We start from the raw sequence: 20,174 nt of genomic DNA on the forward strand, positions 1-20,174 counted from the left end.
CGTGCCGGGATGCCGTTTCGCCTGGTCGGCCGCAGAATAGAGAAATGACCGACCCCGGGTTCACCCCCACGCAGCTCGCGGCCCGCGCCGCCTATCTCCTGCGCGGCAACGACCTGGGCACCATGACCAGCGCCGCGCCCCGGCTCTACCCGCACATGTGGAGCTGGGACGCGGCGTTCGTCGCGGTGGGGCTCGCGCCGCTGAGCGTGGAGCGCGCGGTCGTCGAGCTCGACACCCTGCTCTCGGCGCAGTGGAAGAACGGGATGATCCCGCACATCGTCTTCGCCAACGGCGTCGACGGCTACTTTCCCGGGCCCGCGCGCTGGGAGTGTCGCAGGCTGGCCGCCAACGCGCCGGACGGGCCCGACACCTCCGGCATCACCCAGCCACCCGTGCACGCCATCGCCGTGCAGCGCATTCTCGACCATTCCCGCAGGCACGGGCGGTCCACGCGGGCCGTCGCCGAGGAGTTCCTGAACCGCCGGTGGCCCGATCTGGTGCGCTGGCACCGCTGGCTCGCGCACGCCCGCGACCCCAAGGAGAACGGCCGGATCACGCTCTACCACGGCTGGGAATCCGGAATGGACAACTCGCCGCGCTGGGACCGCGCCTACGCCCATGTGGTTCCCGGCGCGGATCTGCCGCCGTACCGGCGCGCCGACACCGCGATCATCTCCGATCCCACCCAGCGCCCCAGCGATCGCGAATACGACCGCTACCTGTGGCTGGTCGAGCAGATGCGCCGGGCGAACTACGACGACTTCCAGCTCACCTCGGTGATGAGCTTCGCGGTCGAGGACGTGTTCGTCTCGGCGATCTTCGCGCTGGCCTGCGAGGTGCTCGCCGATATCGGCGAGGAGTACAAGCAGCCGCACGCCGACGTCCGCGAACTGCACCAGTGGGCGCAGCGGTTCCGCACGGGCGTGGTCGCCACCACCGACGAACGCACCGGCGCCGCACGCGATTACGACGTCCGGCTACAGCGCTGGATCGGCACCGAGACCCTCGCCGTGTTCGCGCCGCTGCTCTCCGGCGGCCTGCCCCGCCCCGCCGAACGCGCCCTGCTCACCACCTTCGAGGGCCCGCGCTTCTGCGGCCACCCCGACCTGCGCTACGCCCTGCCACCCTCGACGTCCCCTGTCTCCAAGGACTTCCGCCCCCGCGAGTACTGGCGCGGCCCGGTCTGGCCGGTGATGAGCTGGCTGTTCTCCTGGGCCTTCGCCCGCCGCGGCTGGGCCGAACGCTCCTACATGCTGCGCGCCGAGGGTCTGCGCCAGGCCTCCGACGGCAGCTTCGCCGAGTACTACGAGCCGTTCACCGGCGCTCCGCTGGGCAGCATGCAGCAATCCTGGACCGCCGCTTCGGTTCTCGACTGGCTGGGCTGAGTCAGTCCTGCCACTCGACGGTGATGCCGAGCTCGCGGGCCAGGGTCGCCGCGAGGGCTTCCAGGTCACCGCCCTGAATGGTGGCCCCGCGCAAGGCGGTGACTCCGGTGATGCCGGTGAGGTCGCAGTCCTCGAAGCGCAGGTTCTGCTGCGGGCGCGCGTCGGCGAAGCGGGCGCCGGTGAGATTGCACCGCTCGAAGCGGACATTGCGGAACTCGGTGCGCTGGAAATCGGCCTGGCGCAGATCGCAGTCCCGGAAAACGACGGTGCGCAAACGGGATTCGGCGAACGAGGACAGATCCGCCCGTGACGAGTCGATCAGCACATCACGCAGCACACCCGCCGTCCAGGACAGCCCGGTCAGCCTGCCGTGCGCGACCTCGGTCTCGAACATCGAGGAGTCGTCGGCCTGCACATTGGCCAGATCGCACACCCGCAGCACCGACTCGGTGATGGTCGCCTGCCGCAAGGTACTCGGAAACCGCACACTGTCGAACACACACCGCTCGGCCCCGAACCCGTACACCTTCGACTCCGCGAAATCCGCCCCGCGATACTCGACCCCCACCACCGTCGCGTCATCGACCGGATCATCCCCCGGCACCACCGCGTCCCGCGTCCCCCTCGGCTCCCCCACCGCAGGCTCGAACCGCACCACCTTCTTACCCACCATCCCCACTCCCATCCGTCGCCGTCGGCACCAACATACGACCCCCCACCGACCGACTCCGCCACACCGGACCCCCGCAGTCGCTTGCATCGCCCAGAAATATGGTCATACTTATGACTATGAAGCTGGCCGAAGTGAAAGCAACCCTCTCGGAGCTGGTCACTCGCGTCCGCAGCCAGCACGAGCGGATCACGATCACCGTGCACGGCGAACCCGCGGCGGTGCTCGTCGCTGTGGACGATCTGGAAGCGATGGAAGAGACCATCGCCATCCTGTCCGACCCCGAGACCGTCGGACGTCTGATTTCCTCGGACGCCGAGCTGGCCCGAGGAGAGACCGTCACCGCGGACGAACTCGCGCAGGCGATGGCGGTCCGTCGGGCGATGTCGAGCCGTAGCGCGTGACGAGCGAGTACACGCTCGAGACGACGCCGACGGTCCGGCGCATGCTGACCGAACGACTGCCCGAAACCGTCGCCGCGGCCGCGTTCGAGTTCATGACCGGCCCACTGCTCGACAATCCCTACCGCGTCGGCAAACGCCTCCAGCCGCCACTGGACGACCGTTTCTCGGCCCGACGAGGGACATACCGCGTGATTTATCGCGTCGACGACAAACGCATGGTCGTGACAGTCGTCGACGTGAACCACCGCCGCGACATCTACCGGACGTAACCGGGCTCGATCGCCATCGTCTCGGTGCGGGCGATCAGCCACGCGGTTCGGCCGTGGTGATCGGTTCGTCGGACACAGGACGAGTATGCCGACCTGCGGTGATTCGGGTCGCGGACACCCCGGCGAGACGCTGGTCATGGCGGCGGGGATCACCTACGTTCGTCCCTCATGGACACCAAGCGCTGGAAGGCCGCGGTTCGGCGGGGTTGTGTGATGGCGGTGGCCGCGGTGGGTGCGGTGGTGCCGGTGGTGGCGCAGGCGGCGCCGAGTGGGCCGGATGTGTCGTCGTGGCAGCACGTGGACGGGCGGTTGATCGACTGGCACGCGGTGCGGGCGGCGGGGCATCAGTTCGCGATGGTGAAGGCCACCGAGGGGCTGCACTATGTGAATCCGTACTTCGTGCCGGACAGCATCCTGATGCGCACGGCCGGGGTGGCGCGCGGGACCTATCACTACGCGCGGCCCGAGTTGCCGCCCGAGCCGCAGGCCGCGCTGTACGCGGCGACCGTGCTCGGACAGAACGGCCCGCTGGATCTGCCGCCGGTGCTTGACCTGGAGGCGCCCGGTGGACTGTCGCCCGCCGCGCTGGTCGAGTGGACGCACCGCTACCTCAACGCGCTCCAGGCGCTGACCGGCCGCACCCCGATCATCTACACCTATCCGAACTTCTGGAAGACGGCGATGGCCGACTCCAACGCCTTCACCCGCTACCCCCTCTGGATCGCCGACTACAGTGGAAACGAACACCCCGAGGTCCCCGCCGGCTGGCCCACCTGGACCTTCTGGCAGACCACCGACCGTGGCAGCGTCCCCGGCATCGGCGGCGCCACCGACGTCAATGTCTACAGCGGAGCCCAGGGCGATTTCGCCCGCTTCGCCAATATGTCCGGCCTGTTCGGCAGCAGTTAGCCCGGGTACGACGAAGCCGTCACTCGCCCAGTCGAGTGACGGCGTCGTCAGCGGGTCGGGTGCCGGCTAGATGCCGATACGGCCGCCGTTCTTCTTCCACACGACCGCGACGGCCGGGCGGGGCTGGGAGCTGCCGCCGTCGGGCCAGTGCGATTGCGGGTTGTCGGGGGTGGCGTCGTCGCCTTCGCCGGGGTGCTGGACCGAGACGATGACGCGCTGTTCGGTGACGATCGGACCGCAGGTCTCGGCGCCCTTGGGCACGGTGAGGAACTGCTTGGTCTCGCCCCGGCGTGGGCCGTCGAGGGTCACCGAGAACAGGCCGTCATTGGTCTTGAGGGCGTTGCCGTCGGTGGAGATCCACAGGTTGCCGTGCGGGTCGAAGGCCAGGTTGTCCGGGCAGGAGATGGGGCTGACCTTCGTCTTGTCGAACCCGGCGAAGTAGGTGTCGGCGGCGGCGGGGTCACCGCAGACCAGCAGCAGCGACCAGGTGAAATCGGTGCCGGTGTGGTTGTCGGTGAGCTCGAGGACCTGGCCGTTCTTGTTGAGCTTGCGCGGGTTGGCCTCGTCGACGCCCGGCTTGCCCTCCTTGGCCCGGTTGTCGTTGTTGGTCAGCGCCACATAGACCTTGCCGGTGAACGGGTTGGCCTCGAAGTCCTCGGGGCGGTCCATCTTGGTGGCGCCCACCTTGTCGGCGGCCTGGCGGGTGAAGACCGCGACCTCGGCGGCGCTGAAACCCTCCACGAGCGACTTGGCCTGGCCGTCTTCACCGGTCTCGAGCAGCGGAATCCACTGGCCCTTGCCGGTGAAGCCCTGGTCGGAGGGCACCTTGCCGCTGCCGTCGATCTGCTCGGCGTGGTCGCCGGTGAGCTTGGCGACGTAGAGGGTGCCGGCGTCCAGGATGGTCAGGTTGTGGCGCATGGCGGCGGCGCCGGTGCCCTGCTGGATCTTGCGCTTGGACACGAATTTGTACATGTAGTCGAACTTCTCGTCGTCGCCGGTGTAGGAGACGACGTCACCGGCGGCGGTGACATAGATCGAGGCGCCCTCGTGCTTGAGCCTGCCCATGGCCGAGTGCTTGATCGGCGTGGAGGCCGCGTCCCACGGATTCACCTCGACGACATAGCCGAACCGGTTGGGCTCGTTGGCTTCCTGCGCCAGATCGAAGCGCTTGTCCACGCGCTCCCAGCGATTGGCGGTGGTGCCCTCGGTGAGGCCGTAGCGCTTCAGACGGCTCTTCGGGTCCTCGGCCTTGTCGCCGTTGGCGAAGTAGCCGTTGAAGTTCTCCTCGCCGGAAAGGATGGTGCCCCAAGGGGTTACGCCACCGGCGCAGTTGGCGAAGGTGCCCAGCACCTTGGTGCCCGCGGAATCGGCGCCGGTGCGGGTGAACTCGCTGCCCGCGGCCGGACCGGTGAGGACGAACTCGGTGTCGGCGGTGATGCGGCGGTTGTACTTGCCGAACACCGGGGTCAGCTTGCCGCTGCCCGCCTCGCCCTTGACCTCCACCACGGTCAGGCCGTGCGCGGCCTTGGTGATGGCGATCTGCTCGTCGGTCGGCTTGTCCTTGTCGTAGCCGCGGAACATCATCGGGCCGGTGGTGTACTCGTGGTTGACCACCAGCAGGAAGCTGTTGGCCTGGCCCTCGATGGGCAGCAGCGCCGCGAAGTCGTTGTTGTAGCCGAACTGCTTCAGCTGCGCGGCCGCGGTCTGGTTGTCGAAGTCGAACGCGGGGGCGTCGGCGAAGAGCGGATCGCCCCAGCGCAGCACCACCTGCTGCTCGTAGCCCTCGGGGATGACCAGCGCGTCGTCCTTGTTGGGGGTGACGGCGGTGAAGTCGGTGCCGGTGGCGGGAGCGCCGCCGCCCGCCGGGGTGTCGCCCGTGCCGGAGGTGTCGTCACCGCAGGCGGCCAGCGCGCTCACCGCGCCGATCGCCAGCACCGCGGCCGCGCCGCCCTTGATCAGGCCGCGGCGGTTGAGGCCGCTGACGATGTCACCGAAGTAGGCGCCGTCGGAGGTGTTCGGCGGCTCGTGGAAACAGGCGTTGCCACACTTGTATTCACAGGTCAGGGCGGCGCGTGCCGACTGGCCGTCGTGGGTGACGAACAGGGCGAGCGGTTTCGGACTCACGGTGACTCCCGGGTAGTGCGGACTCCGGCACGGTAAGCAGCCCAGGCGAGGCGCCGGGAACGCGAAGATGAACGCTCGACCAAAACTGGGTCATCCCGCGTTGACCGGCAGGGCGATCACCACCTCCTGTTCGTTGCCGGGCAGGTAGTGGACCTGCACGATCCGGCCGACCTGCACCAGCCCGACCGCCGTCGGCGGCAGGAATTTCTCAGCCCTGGTCTCGAAGGTACTGCCGTCCGGGCGGGTCACCACCAGCCCGAGCACGACCTCGGTGTAGCCGCCGCGAAGACGACCGGGCACGTCGAGGCGGCGCACCACCGCCTGGGCAGCCAGCCCGCGCTCGGCGATGTCGAGCTTGGCGCGGGTGGTGATGCCCTTGCGGATGAGCGACTCGTTCATCGCCCGCTGAGCGGCGCCGTTGTCGCCGGAACGATCCACCTCGACCTTGTCGGTGCGGCCCGGCAGGTAGCGCACCGGCAGCACCACGCCCGGCTGCAAGAGCGCGAGTTCGGTGAGCGGCACGATCATCTTGGCGTGCGAGTCGAAGACCTTCCCGTCCGCGCCTTCGACCCGGAATTCGATCCTGACCTGCGGCTGGTCGTTCACCGACACGCCCGTCTGCCGGAACGAAGTGATCGTGCCGATGCCGACCGCGCCGTCGCGGAACTCCGAACTGTTGCGGCCGGTGAACGCCTCGAGAATGCCGTCACCGGTGAAGGCGAAGGCGATCGGGACGATGGTCGCGGCCATGATCGGCAGGGCCATCTGCGGCCCGACCCAGCCGAGCACGGCCCCGGTGAACTCGTCGGGGGTGTAGGTGAGGCCGTAGTAGAGGTAGTAGCCGACGGCGAGTACCCCGAACGCGACCGCGGCCGCACGGATCTTGGATTTCATGATTTCTCCTGAAGACGAGTGCGACCGGGTCGCGGGTGGGATCAGGCGCCGACGATGGTCGAGCAGGCGAAGGTGATGTCGAACTTCACCGTCGCCGGGCCCGCCAGCGGGTTGGTGAGGTCGGGGGCGCCGACGCCCTCACCGGTGATCCGGTAGGTGTTGCCGTCCTTGCTGAGCTGGGCCGATCCGCCCGGCTGGCCGTTGCCGTAGCCCACGGCGTAGGGCAGGCCGTTGGCGCCGCCCTGGCTGCCCGCGATAGCCACCGCCTGCACGGTGTCGCCCGCGAGCGAGGCGCTGACCGAGAGGCTGCCGTAGGTGGCGTTGGCGGTGTCGGTGAGCGCGAGGGCCAGGGTGCCCGCCTGCTGGGCGCAGGTGGTGTCGAACTTCGCGGCGAACTCCTTGCCGTCGACGCTCGCGGAAGACTTGCCCGCGGCGGGCGCGGCCGAACCCGGACCGCTCGGGGCGGCGGTGTCGCCGGAGTCACCGCATCCCGTGACGAACAGCGCGGTGGCGGTGGCGGAGGCGGCGAGGGCGGCGATCAGCTTGGCGTTCATGGTGTTTCCGTTCTCTCGGTGTCGCGGGCCGTTGTGGGTGACCCGTTGGGAGAAAGGTAGAAATCGCGCGCCACCTACCGATCCCAACTTTTCTCCCCGCTGTCCGCCGGAAATGCCATTAACCTGGTCGAATGCGAAGGTCCCGCGCCATGGTGCTCGACGAGGTGTGGCGCGGTCTCGACGGTGTCGAGGCGCTCAGCGGCGCGCCCGGCGGGCCGCTGCGGCGCACGGTGAAGCTGATCCTCGACCCGCTGGTCATCCGGCCGGTGCAGCATCCGCTGTGCGCGCCCACCGTGCTCGACGCCGACGGTGTGGCCCTGCTGACCGCCCTCGTGCACGCCCGGTCCGACACCCTGCGCGCCTGCGCGGCCTGGTTCGTCCTGCTCAAGCAGGTGCGCCGGGCCCTGCGGATCGCCGAGGGCAATGCCCAGGATCTGTACTTCCAGCGATGCTTCGAACTGGCGACGATGCACGGCGAGCCCGAGGGCGAGCGCGGGCGAGAGATCGCGGCCTCAGCCCTGCGCGAGATCCACGAGAGCACCGGCGGACGCACCACCGCGGCCCTGAAAACCTTTGTCACCGAACCTCATCGGTCCGCCGAGCTCGCCGAACTCCTGACCCTGGCCTGGTCGCGACGGCCGGTGGCCGACTACGGCGCCCGCGATCGAGCCACCGAACTCCTCGAGCTACTCGACGCGTGCACACTGGCCCGCGCCGGGGATCCCGCCGATGCGGGTCCGCTGTTCGACGACCTGGTCGAGAACCGCACCGGGACCCACCGTGGCATCGCCCTGTGGCAGATCCATGCCGTCGACGGTGCCGATGAGCTGGGACTCACCCGTCATCCGTGCCCGCGTCAGCCGCACCTGGGCGCCTCGGCGTCCACCGCGAATCTCGGCTTGCCATTCGACCGGACCGTCTACGAACGGGTGTTCACAGTGTTGCAGGGGAGTGTGGATCGCACGGATCTGCCCGAGATTCCCGACCTGGTGTCCCGGGAGATCTCGCGCAGTTGTGCGCCATGGGGGTTGTTGGACGAATCGCTGCGAGTCGCGGCGGCAGCGGGTTCCGAACTGGCACTGGGCCTTTCCCCGATCGGCCCGAGCGATCCGAGTGGTGTGCGTGATCCGCACGGCGCGGCCGATCCAGGCGGCATGGCCGATTCACGCGGCACGGCCGACCCCGGTCGGCTTTGCAGCCGGGTCGGTGCCGGTCCGATCGATCGCGAGCGGGTCTGCGTGAGTGGTGGACCGCGAGCGGCTCAGCGGCGAGGCATGTCGCGGGCGCACGAGGTGATCAATGCTCGGTGGCGGCGGGAGGCGTACGTCCTGCAGGCACGGCGGCTCACGGTGCACTTGGTGGGGCGCGAGAGCGCTGACATCGGATCAGCCGGATCGGCGGGGGAATTCGGGGGGCTCGGTGTGGTGGCGGCGGAGTTGCGGGTGCCGTGGCGACCGTATCTGCGCAGGTTGTGGGTGCGGTTGCACGGGCGGGATGTGCGGGAGCTGCCGGTGTGGGGGCCGGATGAGCTGTGGGATCTGCTGGACGGGGTGGCGCGGTCGGTGATGCTGGATCATCGGGATCGGGTGAAGCAGGCGCTGGCCGCCGGGGTCGTCGCGGGCGTGGAAGCGAGGGCCAGCTGATGGGCGTTGTCCAGGTGCGCGACGAAGGTGGGCTGCTCGTCCTGACGCCCGACGGTGCCCCTCTGGTCACGGACGCGGCGCCGGGTCTGGATGTGCTCGTGATCGAAGTCGTTGGCGGACATCTGAGTTGGAGTCTGCATTCGGACGAGGCGTTGCCGGGCGCGGTCCTCGATGATCGCGTCGCGGCACAGGACTGGCTGTGGGCGGTCTACGGCGAAACCGTCGCTGTGGCGGTTGCCGACGATCATCCCCAGACGCTCACAGCCGAACCCGCACAACCGGACCTGATCACCGATCTCCGTCGACTCGCCTACGCCCACTGGGTGACTCGCTGGTGGCCCGCGTCGACGATCGACGCCATCCCCGCCCTCGACCACAACCTCCTGACCAGCGAGCTGGCCGCACTGACCGAGCGCTGCGAGATGGTGGCCGGGGGTGCGGACGCACAGGTGCCCTACGGCGGTCGGGCTCGGTCGGATGACCACACGTCACGGCTCGACTCCGGCACGGACCTGACCGGCACGGCTGATCCGAGCCTCGCGCGCGAGAGTGGTTCCGCACGAACGGCTTCACCTACGTCACCAGCTTCTGAGCCCACGCGGCGGGAAGGGCGGCGCGAGGACTACGCGCTCGCGGCCGGTGGCGCGGTGGCAACGGGCGGGCTGATACTGGCGCGCGGGACCGGCGGGTGGGACTGGCGGCGGTGCCCGCCCGGCATCCTCGACGCGAGCGAACAGGCGGTGACCTGGGAGGTCTCGCGAGCGGCCGGAGTCTCGACGGTCCGCGTCTCGGTCGTCGCCGCGCCGGATTGCCGGGAACCGATTCCCGCGCACCTGCGGCCGGTCGCCTACGTCGGTGCCGTCACCGGCGCGACCCGGCTCGCCGGGCAGACGAACACACCCATCCCCGATCTGCCCGACACCGGACCGGCTGTCACGTCCGGTGGCTCGGACTTCGACGCGCCGACGCGCACCCTCGCCGTGGCCTTGCGATTACAGGGCGATTCGTGGGTCGGCCATGTCCAGCTTCCGGACGGGGCCGACAGCGTGGTGACGGTCGACGTGTTCGTTCCGGGGGTGGGCCCCGCGGACCCGCCCGAGGACGAATCCGCCCAGCGGGAACGAATCCGCGGCTTCGCACGGGAGCGGCTGACCGGCGCGAACGGTTTCCCCCGGTTGGCGGCGGAGACAGCGGCTGAGGAAGGGGACTTCTGATGACGGACGGGAGCGGAGGCGATGGCGGCTACCGGTAGGGCGTCCGAGCAGGACGACGCGCAGCTCACCGCGGGATACGCGGCCTATCAGCGCGGTGAGGTGGGTGCGGCGCTGGCCATCTTCGAGCAGGCCGCCGAGGGCGCGGCACCGCGATTGCGTTGCGCGGCACTGATCAATGCCGCGAGCATGGCCGATGAACTCGGCGATCATCGGCGCGCGGTGGCACTGTTCCGCACCGCGCTGGCCGTCCTGCCCGAAGACGCTGCCCATCAGCGGCCCGCCGCACTGGTGAACCTGTCGCAGGCCCTCCAGCATCTGGGTGAGCTCGACGCGGCGCAGGAGGTGCTGGAGGAGGCACGCGCACTGCTGGCCGACGATCCCGACCAGGGCTTTCTGCGCGTGGCCTGCCTGCTCTCGCTGACGGCGGTGGCCCTGCATCGGCAGCAGTGGGCACAGGCCGCGGACCTCGCCCACGAATCGCTGGGTGTCACCGAGCGTTTCGCGCCCGAACTGGTCGGCCATCCCTTGATGAACTTGGCAGCGGGCACCTTCGAGACGGGACGGCGGGAGCTGGCGATCGACTTCGCGCGCCAGGGTGTGGCGGCCTTCGAGGCGGCCGGGGCGACCGATTCGGTGGCCGAATCCCAGCAGAACCTGGCCATCATGCTCGCGCGGATGGGCCGCTTCGACGAGGCCGAGGAACCACTGCGGGCCAGCCGGCGGGCCTTCGAGGCGGCCGGGCTCGGACACTGGTCCGGTATCGGCGCCAAGACCAGGGGCTTTGTCGCCGAAGGGCGCGGCGATATCGACGCCGCCCGAACGCATTACGAGCAGGCGCTGGCGCGGTTCGACGCCACCGGCGCGGTCCTCGACGCGGCGGATGTCCGGCTCCGGCTGGCGACGATCACCTGCGCCGAAGGCGATCTCCCGCGCGGTGAGGAACTGCTGGCCGAGGCGTTCGCGGTGTACTCGGCGCACGGTCTCGGCATGCACTGCGCTCAACTCGACTACTGGCACGCCGAACTGCTGTCGGACGTCAACGACCTTGCGGCCCAGCCGGACCCGCAATCGCTGGCACGGGCGGTGAATCTCGCCGTCCCCGCCGCCCTCGCCATCGATGCGGTGCGCCACACCCTGCCCAACGGCAATCAGCGTGAACATTGGCACCGCGAGATCGCCGAACCCGCCATGCGACTGGCCTTCCACTGCGCGGCTCGCACCGGTGACGCGCAGCTGGTCAGCGACCTCATCGACAGCCAGTGCGCCGGAACGGCTCTCGATCCCATCGCCTTCTCCGAACCGGTCACACCTCGCCTCGGTTTCGACCTGCTCGACGCACCTACCGAACCATCCACCGCCACACTGCAACTCGGGAGCGCGCTCGCGGACGTGGCCTCGGCCGCCGGAATCCCCGTCGCGCCCCCGCCGCTGCTCGCCGACAACGGCCGAATACTCCTGGCGGACTTCATCACCTACGCCGAGCACCGCTACGGCCGCCCGGTCCGCGACAAGCGGGTGATCACCCTGTGAACGAGCCCGCCGACGATCAGTTCCCGGGAGATCGGTCGCACCCTTCCCCCGCGCACGGTGACGCGCCGACCGCGCTGATCCGGATGGCGGACGCGGGCGATGTGTACGTGTCCTGGCGCTGGGTCGACGACGCCGCCGCGCGTGGCGTCGCGACGCTCCCCCGCGACGAGGTGCGCGAAGCCCTGCGCAAGCTCACCGAGGCGGTACCCGACCCGGCCCACCCCGGTGACCTGCACCGGATCATGACTCGCGGCGCCCTGGTCGACCCCGCCGCGGAACACGCGCTGGCACAGGATCTCTCGCGCACACTGCTCCCCTACGGCCTGGCCGTGCAGCTCTACGAGATGTGGCAGCGAGGCATCCGACCGCACCTGCGCATCCAGCCGTCTCCCCGGCTGGCGCAGGTGCCGTGGGAGATCATCGCGCCCGACCCGAAGGTGCGGTTGCTGGACATCGCCGATGTGAGCCTGCTGGCGCCGGTGTCGGTGGTGCGCGCGCAGGGCCGGATCGTGCACCGCTGGAACAAGACCCGTGACCTGCCGGTGGTCGCCGTGCTCGATCCCCGGGTCCCCGGGTTCCGCGCGGATTCGGAGCTCGGTTCCGTCCTGGGCAGACCGAACGCGGATACCGCGGTGACCCAGCATTTCGCGAGCTACGGCGATCGGCTGGTGCCCGTGGTGCGCGATCCGGTCGACCTGTTCCGGCGCGCCGACACCGACCGCGCCTGGCTCTCGACGGCGCTGCGGGCCGGGGCGAGCAGGCTCGTCTACGTCGGCCACGTCACCGCGCCCGCACCGGAGACCGGCGAGAGCGAACACGCGCAACTGCACCTCAGCTGCACCGCCGAGACCCGGGGTTTCGCCGCCGCGCAACGCACCCACCGGCCGCTCTCGGCCAAGGACCTGCTGCTGGGCACCCACACCATCGACGCCGCGCCGGTCGCGGGCCGCGAGCTGTGGCCGATGCCGAGCCGGGTGGCGCTCATCGCCTGCGAGAGCGGCGGTGACCTGCGCTTCACCGAGGCGCTCGGACTCACCACGGCGGCGCTGGCGGCCGGCGCCGAACTGGTCACCGCGACGCGCTGGCCGCTGCCCACCGACCACGCCTTCCACACCCTCACCGCCACCACCACGCATCCGCTCCAGGCCGCGGTCTGCGCCGTGGACGCCGCCCACGAGACCGCCACCCCCATCCCCACCCTGCTGGCCTGGCAGCGCGGCCGCCTGGCGGACTGGCAGTCCGACCCGACCCCGGCGAACTCTCCCCTGCTCTGGGCGGCCTTCGCCACCGTGAGCGACTGAACCGCCGAGCTCCGGAGCGAACCGGACCGGACGACGACGGCCCCGATCACCCACCGGCGTCGCGCTGGTCGAGCCGGATGGGCGGTCGAGGCCGGGGTACTACCGGTCGGTCAGTGGTCGTCGTAGTGGCCGTCGTGGGCCGCGTGACGGTGACCGTCGTGGATGTAGTCGACGTGGTCGCCGTGCGGGACCGCGACGTGACCGCAGCCGGGCCCGTGCTCGTGATCGTGGGCGGTGTGCTCGACGTGTGCTGAGGCTTCGCACTCGTCGAAGTGACCGTCGTGTTCGCGGTGCAGGTGCCCGTCGTGGACGTAGTCGACGTGATCCTGGTGGGGAACGGCGACATGTCCGCAGGTGGGACCGTGGATATGGGTATGTTCGAGATGTTCGGCGTGTGCCGTGGTCATCGTGCTCTCCTGTACTCGTCAGTGGAGCTGGAACGATGCCGACATTAGCAGTTGCGCATGGGTTGCCGCGACCCCGTTCGACCTGGTCAGAGGACCTGGTCGAGGAAGCGGCGCAGGCGCGGGGTCTGGGCGTCGTCGAAGAGCGCGTCGGGGGTGCCGGTCTCCACCACCACGCCCTGATCCATGAACACCACGCTGTCGGAGACGCTGCGGGCGAAGCCCATCTCGTGGGTCACCACGATCATCGACATGCCGCCCGAGGCGAGGTCGGCCATGAGCGCGAGCACGCCCTTGACCAGCTCCGGGTCCAGTGCCGAGGTGGCCTCGTCGAAGAACATGAGCTCGGGTTTCATCGCCAGCGCGCGGGCGATGGCGACACGCTGCTGCTGACCACCCGACAGCGATCCGGGGCGGGCGTCGGCCTTGTCGGCCAGCCCGACGATCTCGAGCTGCTCCACCGCCAGCGCGCGGGCCTGCTCGGCGGACAGGCCGCGCAGTTTGCGGGGACCCAGCGCGATGTTGTCGGCGACGGTCTTGTGCGGGAAGAGGTTGAAGTGCTGGAACACCATGCCGATGCGCTGGCGCAGCTTGTCGGGGTTGTCGCGCAGGACCGACTTGCCGTCGAGCAGGACGTCACCGGAATCGGGTTCGTGCAGGCGGTTGAGCACCCGCAGCAGGGTCGACTTGCCGGAGCCGGACGGGCCGATGACGGTGGTCGCGTGGCCCGCCTCGACGTGGATGTCGACGCCGCGCAGGATGTGGTTGCCGCCCAGGGTGAGGTTCAGCCCGGAGCCGGTCAAGGATGCACTCATCAGCGCCCTTCCGTGATGACGGCCGTCTCGACCGGGTCGATGGGGGCGGCGGGTGCCGGTTTGCCGGTGCGCATCCGCCGGTCGATGTAGTTCACGAGGTGGGTGAGCGGGATGGTCAGCACCAGATACATCAGGCCCGCCGCGACCAGCGGGGACAGATTGCCGGTCTGGGCGTTGAGGTCGCGGCCCACGGCGAACAGCTCGCGCTGGGAGGCGAGCAGGCCGAGGAAGTAGATCAGCGAGGAGTCCTTGATCAGCGCGATGAACTGGTTCATCAGCGCGGGCAGCACCCGGCGCACGCCCTGCGGGATCACCACCAGCGTCATCGCCTGGCGGTAGCCGAAGCCGATGGCGCGCGCGGCCTCGAGCTGGCCGGGCTCCACCGACTGGATGCCGGAGCGGAAGATCTCGCCGATATAGGCCGAGGCGAGCAGCGCCAGCGCCACCGCGCCCAGCCAGTACGGATTGCCGCCGGTGACATTGCGGACCACCGGGCCGATGCCGAGGCCGATGAGCAGGATGATCACCACCGCGGGCAGCCCGCGGAAGATGTCGGTGTAGACGCGGGCGGGCCAGCGCAGCCAGCGGGTGCGCGAGATACCCATGACCGCGAGGATCATGCCGAGCACCGTGCCGAGCACGCCCGAGACCACCGCCAGGATCAGGGTATTGGGCAGACCGGTCTTGATCAGGTCGGGAAAGGCCTTGCGGTACAGCGACCAGTCGAAGAAGGTGTCGCCGAGCTGTTCCAGCGTGGACTTCTGCGCGGCCTGCTCGGGCTCGTCGGTGCCGCGTTCGGCGGCGAGCGCGGCGAAGTCCGGAAGTTGCGGTACCGGTGCGGCTTTGGAGCCGGGCTTCCAGCCGGGCGGGAGTTCGCGCGGCACCCAGTCGGTGTAGAGGCGCGCGTAGGTGCCGTCGGCGATCACGGCGTCCAGGCCCGCGTTGAGCGCGTCGATGAGCGGCTGGTTGTTCTTGGCGACCGCGTAGCCGACGAAGTTGTCCAGGCTGAAGGTGTTCTGCGAGATGATGATTCCGTCGCCGGGCGCGATGGCGCCCTCGGCCTGGGCCGACGGCGCGACCCACGCGTCGACCTGGCCGGACTTCAGGTTCGCGTAGGCGGTGTTGTAGTCGGGGAACTTCACCGGGTCCAGATGCAGCTGGTTGACGACGAATTCGTCCTGCACCGTGCCCTGCACCACCGCGATCCGGCTGCTCGGCCCGAGATCGCCGAAGCCCTTGATCGCACTGCCCTGCGGCACCACCAGCGAGAAATAGCCGAAGTCGTAGCCGTTGGTGAACCCGACCAGCTCACGCCGCGCGTCGGTGGTGGTGATGTTCGACGAACCCACATCGAAGCGCTTGCCCGAGACCTGGGCCAGCAGCCCGGCGAACTCGGTCCCCGAGAACTCCACCTGCAGGCCGAGTTTCGCGCCGATCGCGCGCAGCAGCTCGTTGTCGAAACCGGTGAAGCTGCCCGAACTGTCGACACAGATGCTGGGCGGGGCGTCCGAGAGCGTGCCGACGCTGAGCTTGCCCGGGGTGAGCAGGCCGAGCGCGCGGGGATCGATCGAGTCGAGCGGGACCGTGGTCGCGGTGGTGTAGCGGTCCGCGCCCGCGGTCTCGCCCGCGGCCAGGTTGGTCGGGGCGGCGGCGGCCGCGGCGGGTCCGGGTGGGGAACACAGATCGCGGGTCTCGGTGTCGCCGCCGCAGCCGGTCGCGGCCACGCCGACGAGCAGTAACAGCGCGGCGATCCGCGCCCGAGTCCGCACAGCACGCACCTTCGCCATGGCGATAGACCCTAGCCGCTACCGCGCTCCGGGCAGCGTACGCGCGCCTGCGCGGTGATCGGCAACACTGCCGCAAGCACCGTGTCGCCGGGGTCACGCCACGGCTAGCCCAGCCCCGTCATCCGCGCGAGGACCTGCTCGAACCGCGCGGTCGAGCACGGTTCGACCATCAGGTCACCGTGCCGGTAGCGGTAGGCGTAGCGGCCGTCGCCTGCCACATCGAACCAACTCAGGTGCCGCCGGACCGGCTCCGGCGATCTGGGTCTGCCCCGCACGACCTCCACGTGGCCGTCGCCGGAGCGCGGTTCCGCGAGCAGATCGTGCACGCGGTCGGCGGTCGACACCTCCCCGTAGTCCAGCGCCACCGCCTGCGCGGGGGTGGTGAGCGCGGCAACCGATTCCGTCAGCGGCGGCACGGCACCGGCCCGCCGCTGCCCGGCGAACCGCGACACCCAGACCGGGACGGACGCGGGACTCCCGGCACGCACCACCACGGTGCGGTCATCGTCGGAATCGGGCAGCTGAGCCAGCGCCACCGCGCTCCGCTGGGTCACCGCGCAGTACAACCGGATCGGCGTGCCGTTGCGCGAACCGATCACGGTGACGGCGAGCTCCGGCGCCGCGGCCAGCCGCACCACCGCGGACAGATCCGGATCCCGCGCGACCGGCAGCCGCTCGCGCAACCGCGCCACCACGGCCTCCCATTCGTGCCGCCATGCGACCGACGGCACGACCGTCAGCGGCGCGGGAACCCGATCGCTGCCGCTCTCGCCCCACACATACAGGAACTCGTCACCGGTGAACGCCCACCGCACTACGGCGACTCGCGATCGGTGGTGCGTCGACGCTCGGGTGCCTTGGCGCCGAGGACGGGAGGGACCGTGCCCTGGGGCGGGCCGACCAGGTCGACGCGATTGCGGGGGTGGATGCGCAGTTCCGGGCGGCCTTGGTGCTCGTCGTCGGCCTTCTGGTTCTGGCGGGCGGCGGGGGCGCCCATGCCCGGCATGCCGTGCAGGCCCGGGGTGGTGCGGGTGTTCGCGGCCGGTGCACCGCTTCTGGCAGCGGTGCCCGGGGCGCCTGGCACGACCGGACTGCCCGTGCCGGGGCCTGGGCTCGGTGTGCCGGGGGCTGATCCGGGACTGCCCGCGCCGGGCGAACCCGGGGCGGCCGGGTTGCCTGATGGGGTGCCGCCTGGGGTACCGGTGGTTGTCGGGGAACTCGTGGACGGCTGCTGGGTGCCGGCCGCGGTGGTCTCGTCATCGGTGGTCGGATCGTCGCTGGTCGAGTTGTTGCCGGTGGAGTCGTCGGTGGAGTCGTCGCCGGCCGTCGAATTCTGTTCAGCCGCAGTGCCGGTGCTGTCGTCGTCACCGGGTGACTGGGCCGGATCGGTGACAGCCGGATCGGTGGTGGTGGCTGCGTCGGCGCCACCCTGCGACCCATTCGAGGTGGGCAAACCTCCGCCCACGCCGACCGGAACCTCGTTGCCACCCAGACTATTCGAGGTCGGAAACACCGGAACACCCTGCCCCGCAGGCTCATACGTCGGCTGATAGTTGTTGCGCATCGTCCAGATGGCCGCCTGCCACGCCTCGGACTGCGCCTGCGTCGCACCGACCGCGTCGACCGGGTTCTCGGCACCGGGCACCGCGGGCCCCGACACCGCGGCAGGCGGCGGCTGGATCTGCGCCCTCACCACCTCGGCACCGAACGCGGCGGCCTCCACCCGCCACGCCACCGCCTGCGTCACGTTCTGCAACTCGGTCAACCGCCCCGTCAACGCCTGCGTGGCCGCGCCGATCGCCTCCGCCGTCCGCCCCTCCCAGCCCCGCGCGATCGTCGCGTTCACCTTGGCCGTGAGGCCGATGACATTGCCGGTGAGCGCGGTACTGATCGCCTTCCACGTCTCGGCGGTCTGCGCCATCACCCCCGGCTGCATCTCCTGCGCACGCCGGTAGATCTCCGCATGCGGCATGGCGGCGAACTCCTCCATCGCCTGGATATACGCGGGATCGGCCCCCGCCGCCCCCACCCCGATCCCCGCCGCCTTGCGCTGCGTCCCGGTCGCCGCATCGAACGCCGCCGCCGTCTCGGCCGTCGACACCGGTTGCTGTGCGGTCGTCATCCCGATCACCCCCGGGATCAACGGAATCTCCCCTGTCACAGGCCCCCACCCTTCGTCTGGAACATGTCAGTTGCCATCGCCGATCACCGGTTCGAGAGCGCGGGCGTATTCCATCGCCTTGTCGCAGGGAGTCTGTGAATTCGTCCCCGGAATACCGTGATAGGACGCTCCGACACCGAGGTACCCGACAGAGGTTTCGAGGTCGACGTCGCAGGTTTGGTCGCCGACCTTCACCGTCCGCACCGCCTCGCGCCCATTGATTTCGATGTTCTCTGTTTTCCCGGCGTATTTCTGCCGGACTTCATCGAGCGAGACGTTTCCGGACTCGACCGAAAGAAACCAGTCGGCGCCCGACGTCGCGCTGGCGAAATCGCAAGTCAGGAACGTATATTCGGCGACGAGATCTCGACCGCGCTGACGAGTCGCGGGATCGATACCGATGGTGCCGACGATGTCGTCGGGAATCCAGGTGCACGGATCGACCACGACCTTCGGCCGACCACCCGCCTGGGTGTATTTGTTGTCCTGGGATGGCGGCTGCAACTTCGCGGCGGTAAGCGTAGGCCGGGTCGCGGAGGTGGTACTCGAGGGTGCGCCACTGCTCGCCCCATCCGGCTGATCGATGGTGGCTTCCCCGTTGCACCCGGCCACCCAGCTACAAACCGCCACCACCGCGCCACAAGCGAATCCCGCGCGCCAATTCGTCATGACAGGGACTCCGTCCGTCCGACGATGGCGACTGCCGTCGAAAAGTCTTGTTCAGCGAGCAAACCGCCCGCGCGAAGCACCGCCGCTTGCAGCTCGCGACACTCCACTTTGACGCTCCGCATCGCGATGACCCCTTGATCGGCCTTCTGCTCGAATCCGGACTGGAGTTGCTGTGCCGAATCGAACCCACCGAATCCCGCTAGCTTGCTGAGCTTTTCGGCTTCGGCGATACGTAGGTCGATCTGGTCGGCAAGCCAGGCGTAATGCGCCGCGCATTCCCGCGCCGCATCGGCCTCGAGCCGGAATCGCCCATCGCAGGCCGCCTGCCAGAGACCGGTCGGCGAAGTGTCATCGATAGTCATGGAATCTCTCCGATTTCCAGCTCATCTGGGTTTCTCAGCGGCGAGGCGGCAGCCGGTTCGGGCCGAGATCGTCACGGTGTTCTGGTCTTTGCGCACGGTTATGCGGGCGCCGTCCTCCTCGTTGACGAAGTTCTGGAAATAGTTACCGGGCATCACGCTGACCAGCGGAAGGGCCGCGCCGAAGCGGGCGGCGACATCGCGGGCGCGGTCGGTGACCTGCTGCCAACCGGTGTCGGGAATGGCCGAGAGGGAAACGACCTCGACCTCGTAGTCGCCCAGTTCGAGCGTGGCCCCCTTGGTCTGGTCGTAGGGCCGTTCGCACGGTTTCGGCTGGTTCGAGGCTCCGCGCTCCCACGCGAAACTCTCGGTATGGAGGAAGCCATCGGCGGCGGCGCCGATCTCCTCGACAGCGGATCGCATATCCGCGAGCTCGGAGTCGAGATCACGGCGCTGGAGGAGACTCTGTTCGGCCGCGGCGGTTCGGTCCCGGTCGGTGGGTCCATCCGGCTGAGAATCGCCGGCGAATTCCGACTCGGGCAGACGGCAACCGATATGGGCACTGACCGTGACCCCGCGACTCCTGCCGATCGAGATTTCGGTTCCGTTCCCCGTGCTGCGAAACGTCAGACCACTCGCCTGCGAATCCGCCGCCGGGTCGGTGGGTGTCGCTCCGACGCCGACGACGACCTCCCGGGCTCGGCCTGTGAACCGCTGCCACATTTCATCGGAGACCGCCACCGGCTCAGTTGTCCGATAACTCTCGAGGGTGATCATCTGCCCGCCCGTTTGGTCGTAGGGTGCGGGGCACTGCTGAGTATTGAGAAAGTCGCTGCGCGACCACTCGAAGACGGCACCCGGGATTATTTCGGCGGCGATCGCGCCGAGTTCCACCGTCAGCGCGCGCATCCTGACGAATTCCGTTTCCACACTGGGCAATTCGCGCAGCCGTTGCTCCGCGGCAGCGGTTTCCGCCGGACCGGTGATCTCCGGGTGGGTGCGCGCCGCATCACACCCGGCGAGTGGCACAACGGCGAGCAGACAGCCGATCGACACCATGGCCCGCAAACCTGTCCGGCGGG

The 20,174-nt window shown here is 69.5% G+C and carries 20 protein-coding genes; 8 read left to right on the plus strand and 12 right to left on the minus strand.

The genetic code is table 11. From position 1 onward, the window contains the following. Positions 1 to 44 precede the first annotated feature (44 nt). Positions 45 to 1,385 (plus strand): amylo-alpha-1,6-glucosidase, encoded by a 1,341-nt coding sequence (locus tag ACFC06_RS17015; protein WP_375931629.1) that lies wholly within the window; start codon positions 45 to 47, stop codon positions 1,383 to 1,385. Between the two features lies 1 nt (position 1,386). On the opposite strand, the gene ACFC06_RS17020 is transcribed toward ACFC06_RS17015, so the two are convergent. Beyond that, complete coding sequence (locus ACFC06_RS17020; RefSeq protein ID WP_375931632.1) at positions 1,387 to 2,058, minus strand: pentapeptide repeat-containing protein; 672 nt, start codon at positions 2,056 to 2,058, stop codon at positions 1,387 to 1,389. Between the two features lie 116 nt (positions 2,059 to 2,174). On the opposite strand from ACFC06_RS17020, the gene ACFC06_RS17025 reads away from it, so the two are divergent. From ACFC06_RS17025 to ACFC06_RS17035, 3 genes are all read left to right on the plus strand, one after another. Continuing rightward, entirely contained in the window at positions 2,175 to 2,459 is a 285-nt protein-coding gene (locus ACFC06_RS17025; RefSeq protein WP_375931635.1) for a type II toxin-antitoxin system Phd/YefM family antitoxin, read from the plus strand. 41 nt (positions 2,460 to 2,500) lie between these two features. Then, positions 2,501 to 2,728: a type II toxin-antitoxin system RelE/ParE family toxin gene (locus ACFC06_RS17030; RefSeq protein WP_375931638.1), complete on the plus strand. Its 228-nt coding sequence runs from the start codon at positions 2,501 to 2,503 to the stop codon at positions 2,726 to 2,728. A gap of 168 nt (positions 2,729 to 2,896) precedes the next feature. Next, complete coding sequence (locus ACFC06_RS17035) at positions 2,897 to 3,637, plus strand: glycoside hydrolase family 25 protein (RefSeq protein ID WP_375931641.1); 741 nt, start codon at positions 2,897 to 2,899, stop codon at positions 3,635 to 3,637. A gap of 66 nt (positions 3,638 to 3,703) precedes the next feature. Here the strand turns inward: ACFC06_RS17035 and ACFC06_RS17040 are convergent, their stop codons facing one another. From ACFC06_RS17040 to ACFC06_RS17050, 3 genes are all read right to left on the minus strand, one after another. Continuing rightward, the gene (locus tag ACFC06_RS17040) at positions 3,704 to 5,761 is read right to left on the minus strand and encodes a PhoX family phosphatase (RefSeq protein WP_375931644.1); all 2,058 of its coding nucleotides are present in this window, start codon (positions 5,759 to 5,761) and stop codon (positions 3,704 to 3,706) included. 90 nt (positions 5,762 to 5,851) lie between these two features. Further along, positions 5,852 to 6,655, minus strand: coding sequence for a hypothetical protein (locus tag ACFC06_RS17045; RefSeq protein ID WP_375931647.1), 804 nt, complete (start codon positions 6,653 to 6,655; stop codon positions 5,852 to 5,854). 41 nt (positions 6,656 to 6,696) lie between these two features. Continuing rightward, positions 6,697 to 7,209 (minus strand): lipoprotein LpqH, encoded by a 513-nt coding sequence (locus tag ACFC06_RS17050; protein WP_375931650.1) that lies wholly within the window; start codon positions 7,207 to 7,209, stop codon positions 6,697 to 6,699. A gap of 131 nt (positions 7,210 to 7,340) precedes the next feature. On the opposite strand from ACFC06_RS17050, the gene ACFC06_RS17055 reads away from it, so the two are divergent. From ACFC06_RS17055 to ACFC06_RS17070, 4 genes are all read left to right on the plus strand, one after another. Further along, positions 7,341 to 8,852, plus strand: a complete 1,512-nt coding sequence (locus ACFC06_RS17055; RefSeq protein ID WP_375931653.1) for a hypothetical protein — start codon at positions 7,341 to 7,343, stop codon at positions 8,850 to 8,852. After that, positions 8,852 to 10,066 carry a hypothetical protein gene (locus ACFC06_RS17060; RefSeq protein ID WP_375931655.1) on the plus strand — a complete coding sequence of 405 codons (1,215 nt, stop codon included), beginning with the start codon at positions 8,852 to 8,854 and terminating at the stop codon, positions 10,064 to 10,066. The genes ACFC06_RS17055 and ACFC06_RS17060 overlap by 1 nt, the downstream gene beginning before the upstream one ends. Positions 10,067 to 10,087: 21 nt before the next feature. After that, complete coding sequence (locus ACFC06_RS17065; protein ID WP_375931658.1) at positions 10,088 to 11,596, plus strand: tetratricopeptide repeat protein; 1,509 nt, start codon at positions 10,088 to 10,090, stop codon at positions 11,594 to 11,596. A gap of 83 nt (positions 11,597 to 11,679) precedes the next feature. Beyond that, on the plus strand, positions 11,680 to 12,897 hold the full coding sequence (locus tag ACFC06_RS17070) for a CHAT domain-containing protein (protein ID WP_375935550.1): 1,218 nt from the start codon (positions 11,680 to 11,682) through the stop codon (positions 12,895 to 12,897). 110 nt (positions 12,898 to 13,007) lie between these two features. Here ACFC06_RS17070 and ACFC06_RS17075 read toward each other — a convergent pair whose 3' ends face one another. From ACFC06_RS17075 to ACFC06_RS17110, 8 genes are all read right to left on the minus strand, one after another. Further along, a complete protein-coding gene (locus ACFC06_RS17075; protein ID WP_375931661.1) occupies positions 13,008 to 13,304 on the minus strand; it encodes a hypothetical protein in 297 nt (98 codons plus the stop codon). An 86-nt stretch (positions 13,305 to 13,390) separates the two neighbouring features. Then, positions 13,391 to 14,116 (minus strand): amino acid ABC transporter ATP-binding protein, encoded by a 726-nt coding sequence (locus tag ACFC06_RS17080; RefSeq protein WP_375931663.1) that lies wholly within the window; start codon positions 14,114 to 14,116, stop codon positions 13,391 to 13,393. Then, positions 14,116 to 15,903, minus strand: a complete 1,788-nt coding sequence (locus ACFC06_RS17085; RefSeq protein WP_375931665.1) for an ABC transporter substrate-binding protein/permease — start codon at positions 15,901 to 15,903, stop codon at positions 14,116 to 14,118. Before ACFC06_RS17085 ends, ACFC06_RS17080 begins: the two co-directional genes overlap by 1 nt. Positions 15,904 to 16,007: 104 nt before the next feature. Beyond that, complete coding sequence (locus ACFC06_RS17090; RefSeq protein WP_375931668.1) at positions 16,008 to 16,718, minus strand: hypothetical protein; 711 nt, start codon at positions 16,716 to 16,718, stop codon at positions 16,008 to 16,010. Next, positions 16,718 to 18,025, minus strand: coding sequence for a hypothetical protein (locus tag ACFC06_RS17095; RefSeq protein ID WP_375931671.1), 1,308 nt, complete (start codon positions 18,023 to 18,025; stop codon positions 16,718 to 16,720). The genes ACFC06_RS17090 and ACFC06_RS17095 overlap by 1 nt, the downstream gene beginning before the upstream one ends. Positions 18,026 to 18,091: 66 nt before the next feature. Next, a complete protein-coding gene (locus tag ACFC06_RS17100) occupies positions 18,092 to 18,733 on the minus strand; it encodes a DUF3558 domain-containing protein (RefSeq protein ID WP_375931674.1) in 642 nt (213 codons plus the stop codon). Next, positions 18,730 to 19,095 (minus strand): hypothetical protein, encoded by a 366-nt coding sequence (locus tag ACFC06_RS17105; RefSeq protein WP_375931677.1) that lies wholly within the window; start codon positions 19,093 to 19,095, stop codon positions 18,730 to 18,732. Before ACFC06_RS17105 ends, ACFC06_RS17100 begins: the two co-directional genes overlap by 4 nt. A gap of 21 nt (positions 19,096 to 19,116) precedes the next feature. Continuing rightward, the gene (locus ACFC06_RS17110; RefSeq protein WP_375931680.1) at positions 19,117 to 20,151 is read right to left on the minus strand and encodes an LppA family lipoprotein; all 1,035 of its coding nucleotides are present in this window, start codon (positions 20,149 to 20,151) and stop codon (positions 19,117 to 19,119) included. Positions 20,152 to 20,174 lie beyond the last annotated feature (23 nt).

The organism is Nocardia sp. NPDC056064 (assembly GCF_042266925.1).
Lineage (GTDB): Bacteria > Actinomycetota > Actinomycetes > Mycobacteriales > Mycobacteriaceae > Nocardia.

Bases quoted from the DNA above. Each gene is read 5' to 3' on its own strand.
- ACFC06_RS17015 (WP_375931629.1), top strand. From the start codon at position 45: ATGACCGACCCCGGGTTCACCCCCACGCAGCTCGCGGCCCGCGCCGCC.
- ACFC06_RS17020 (WP_375931632.1), bottom strand. From the start codon at position 2,058: ATGGTGGGTAAGAAGGTGGTGCGGTTCGAGCCTGCGGTGGGGGAGCCG.
- ACFC06_RS17025 (WP_375931635.1), top strand. From the start codon at position 2,175: ATGAAGCTGGCCGAAGTGAAAGCAACCCTCTCGGAGCTGGTCACTCGC.
- ACFC06_RS17030 (WP_375931638.1), top strand. From the start codon at position 2,501: ATGCTGACCGAACGACTGCCCGAAACCGTCGCCGCGGCCGCGTTCGAG.
- ACFC06_RS17035 (WP_375931641.1), top strand. From the start codon at position 2,897: ATGGACACCAAGCGCTGGAAGGCCGCGGTTCGGCGGGGTTGTGTGATG.
- ACFC06_RS17045 (WP_375931647.1), bottom strand. From the start codon at position 6,655: ATGAAATCCAAGATCCGTGCGGCCGCGGTCGCGTTCGGGGTACTCGCC.
- ACFC06_RS17050 (WP_375931650.1), bottom strand. From the start codon at position 7,209: ATGAACGCCAAGCTGATCGCCGCCCTCGCCGCCTCCGCCACCGCCACC.
- ACFC06_RS17055 (WP_375931653.1), top strand. From the start codon at position 7,341: ATGCGAAGGTCCCGCGCCATGGTGCTCGACGAGGTGTGGCGCGGTCTC.
- ACFC06_RS17060 (WP_375931655.1), top strand. From the start codon at position 8,852: ATGGGCGTTGTCCAGGTGCGCGACGAAGGTGGGCTGCTCGTCCTGACG.
- ACFC06_RS17065 (WP_375931658.1), top strand. From the start codon at position 10,088: ATGGCGGCTACCGGTAGGGCGTCCGAGCAGGACGACGCGCAGCTCACC.
- ACFC06_RS17070 (WP_375935550.1), top strand. From the start codon at position 11,680: ATGGCGGACGCGGGCGATGTGTACGTGTCCTGGCGCTGGGTCGACGAC.
- ACFC06_RS17075 (WP_375931661.1), bottom strand. From the start codon at position 13,304: ATGACCACGGCACACGCCGAACATCTCGAACATACCCATATCCACGGT.
- ACFC06_RS17080 (WP_375931663.1), bottom strand. From the start codon at position 14,116: ATGAGTGCATCCTTGACCGGCTCCGGGCTGAACCTCACCCTGGGCGGC.
- ACFC06_RS17085 (WP_375931665.1), bottom strand. From the start codon at position 15,903: ATGGCGAAGGTGCGTGCTGTGCGGACTCGGGCGCGGATCGCCGCGCTG.
- ACFC06_RS17095 (WP_375931671.1), bottom strand. From the start codon at position 18,025: ATGACGACCGCACAGCAACCGGTGTCGACGGCCGAGACGGCGGCGGCG.
- ACFC06_RS17100 (WP_375931674.1), bottom strand. From the start codon at position 18,733: ATGACGAATTGGCGCGCGGGATTCGCTTGTGGCGCGGTGGTGGCGGTT.
- ACFC06_RS17105 (WP_375931677.1), bottom strand. From the start codon at position 19,095: ATGACTATCGATGACACTTCGCCGACCGGTCTCTGGCAGGCGGCCTGC.
- ACFC06_RS17110 (WP_375931680.1), bottom strand. From the start codon at position 20,151: ATGGTGTCGATCGGCTGTCTGCTCGCCGTTGTGCCACTCGCCGGGTGT.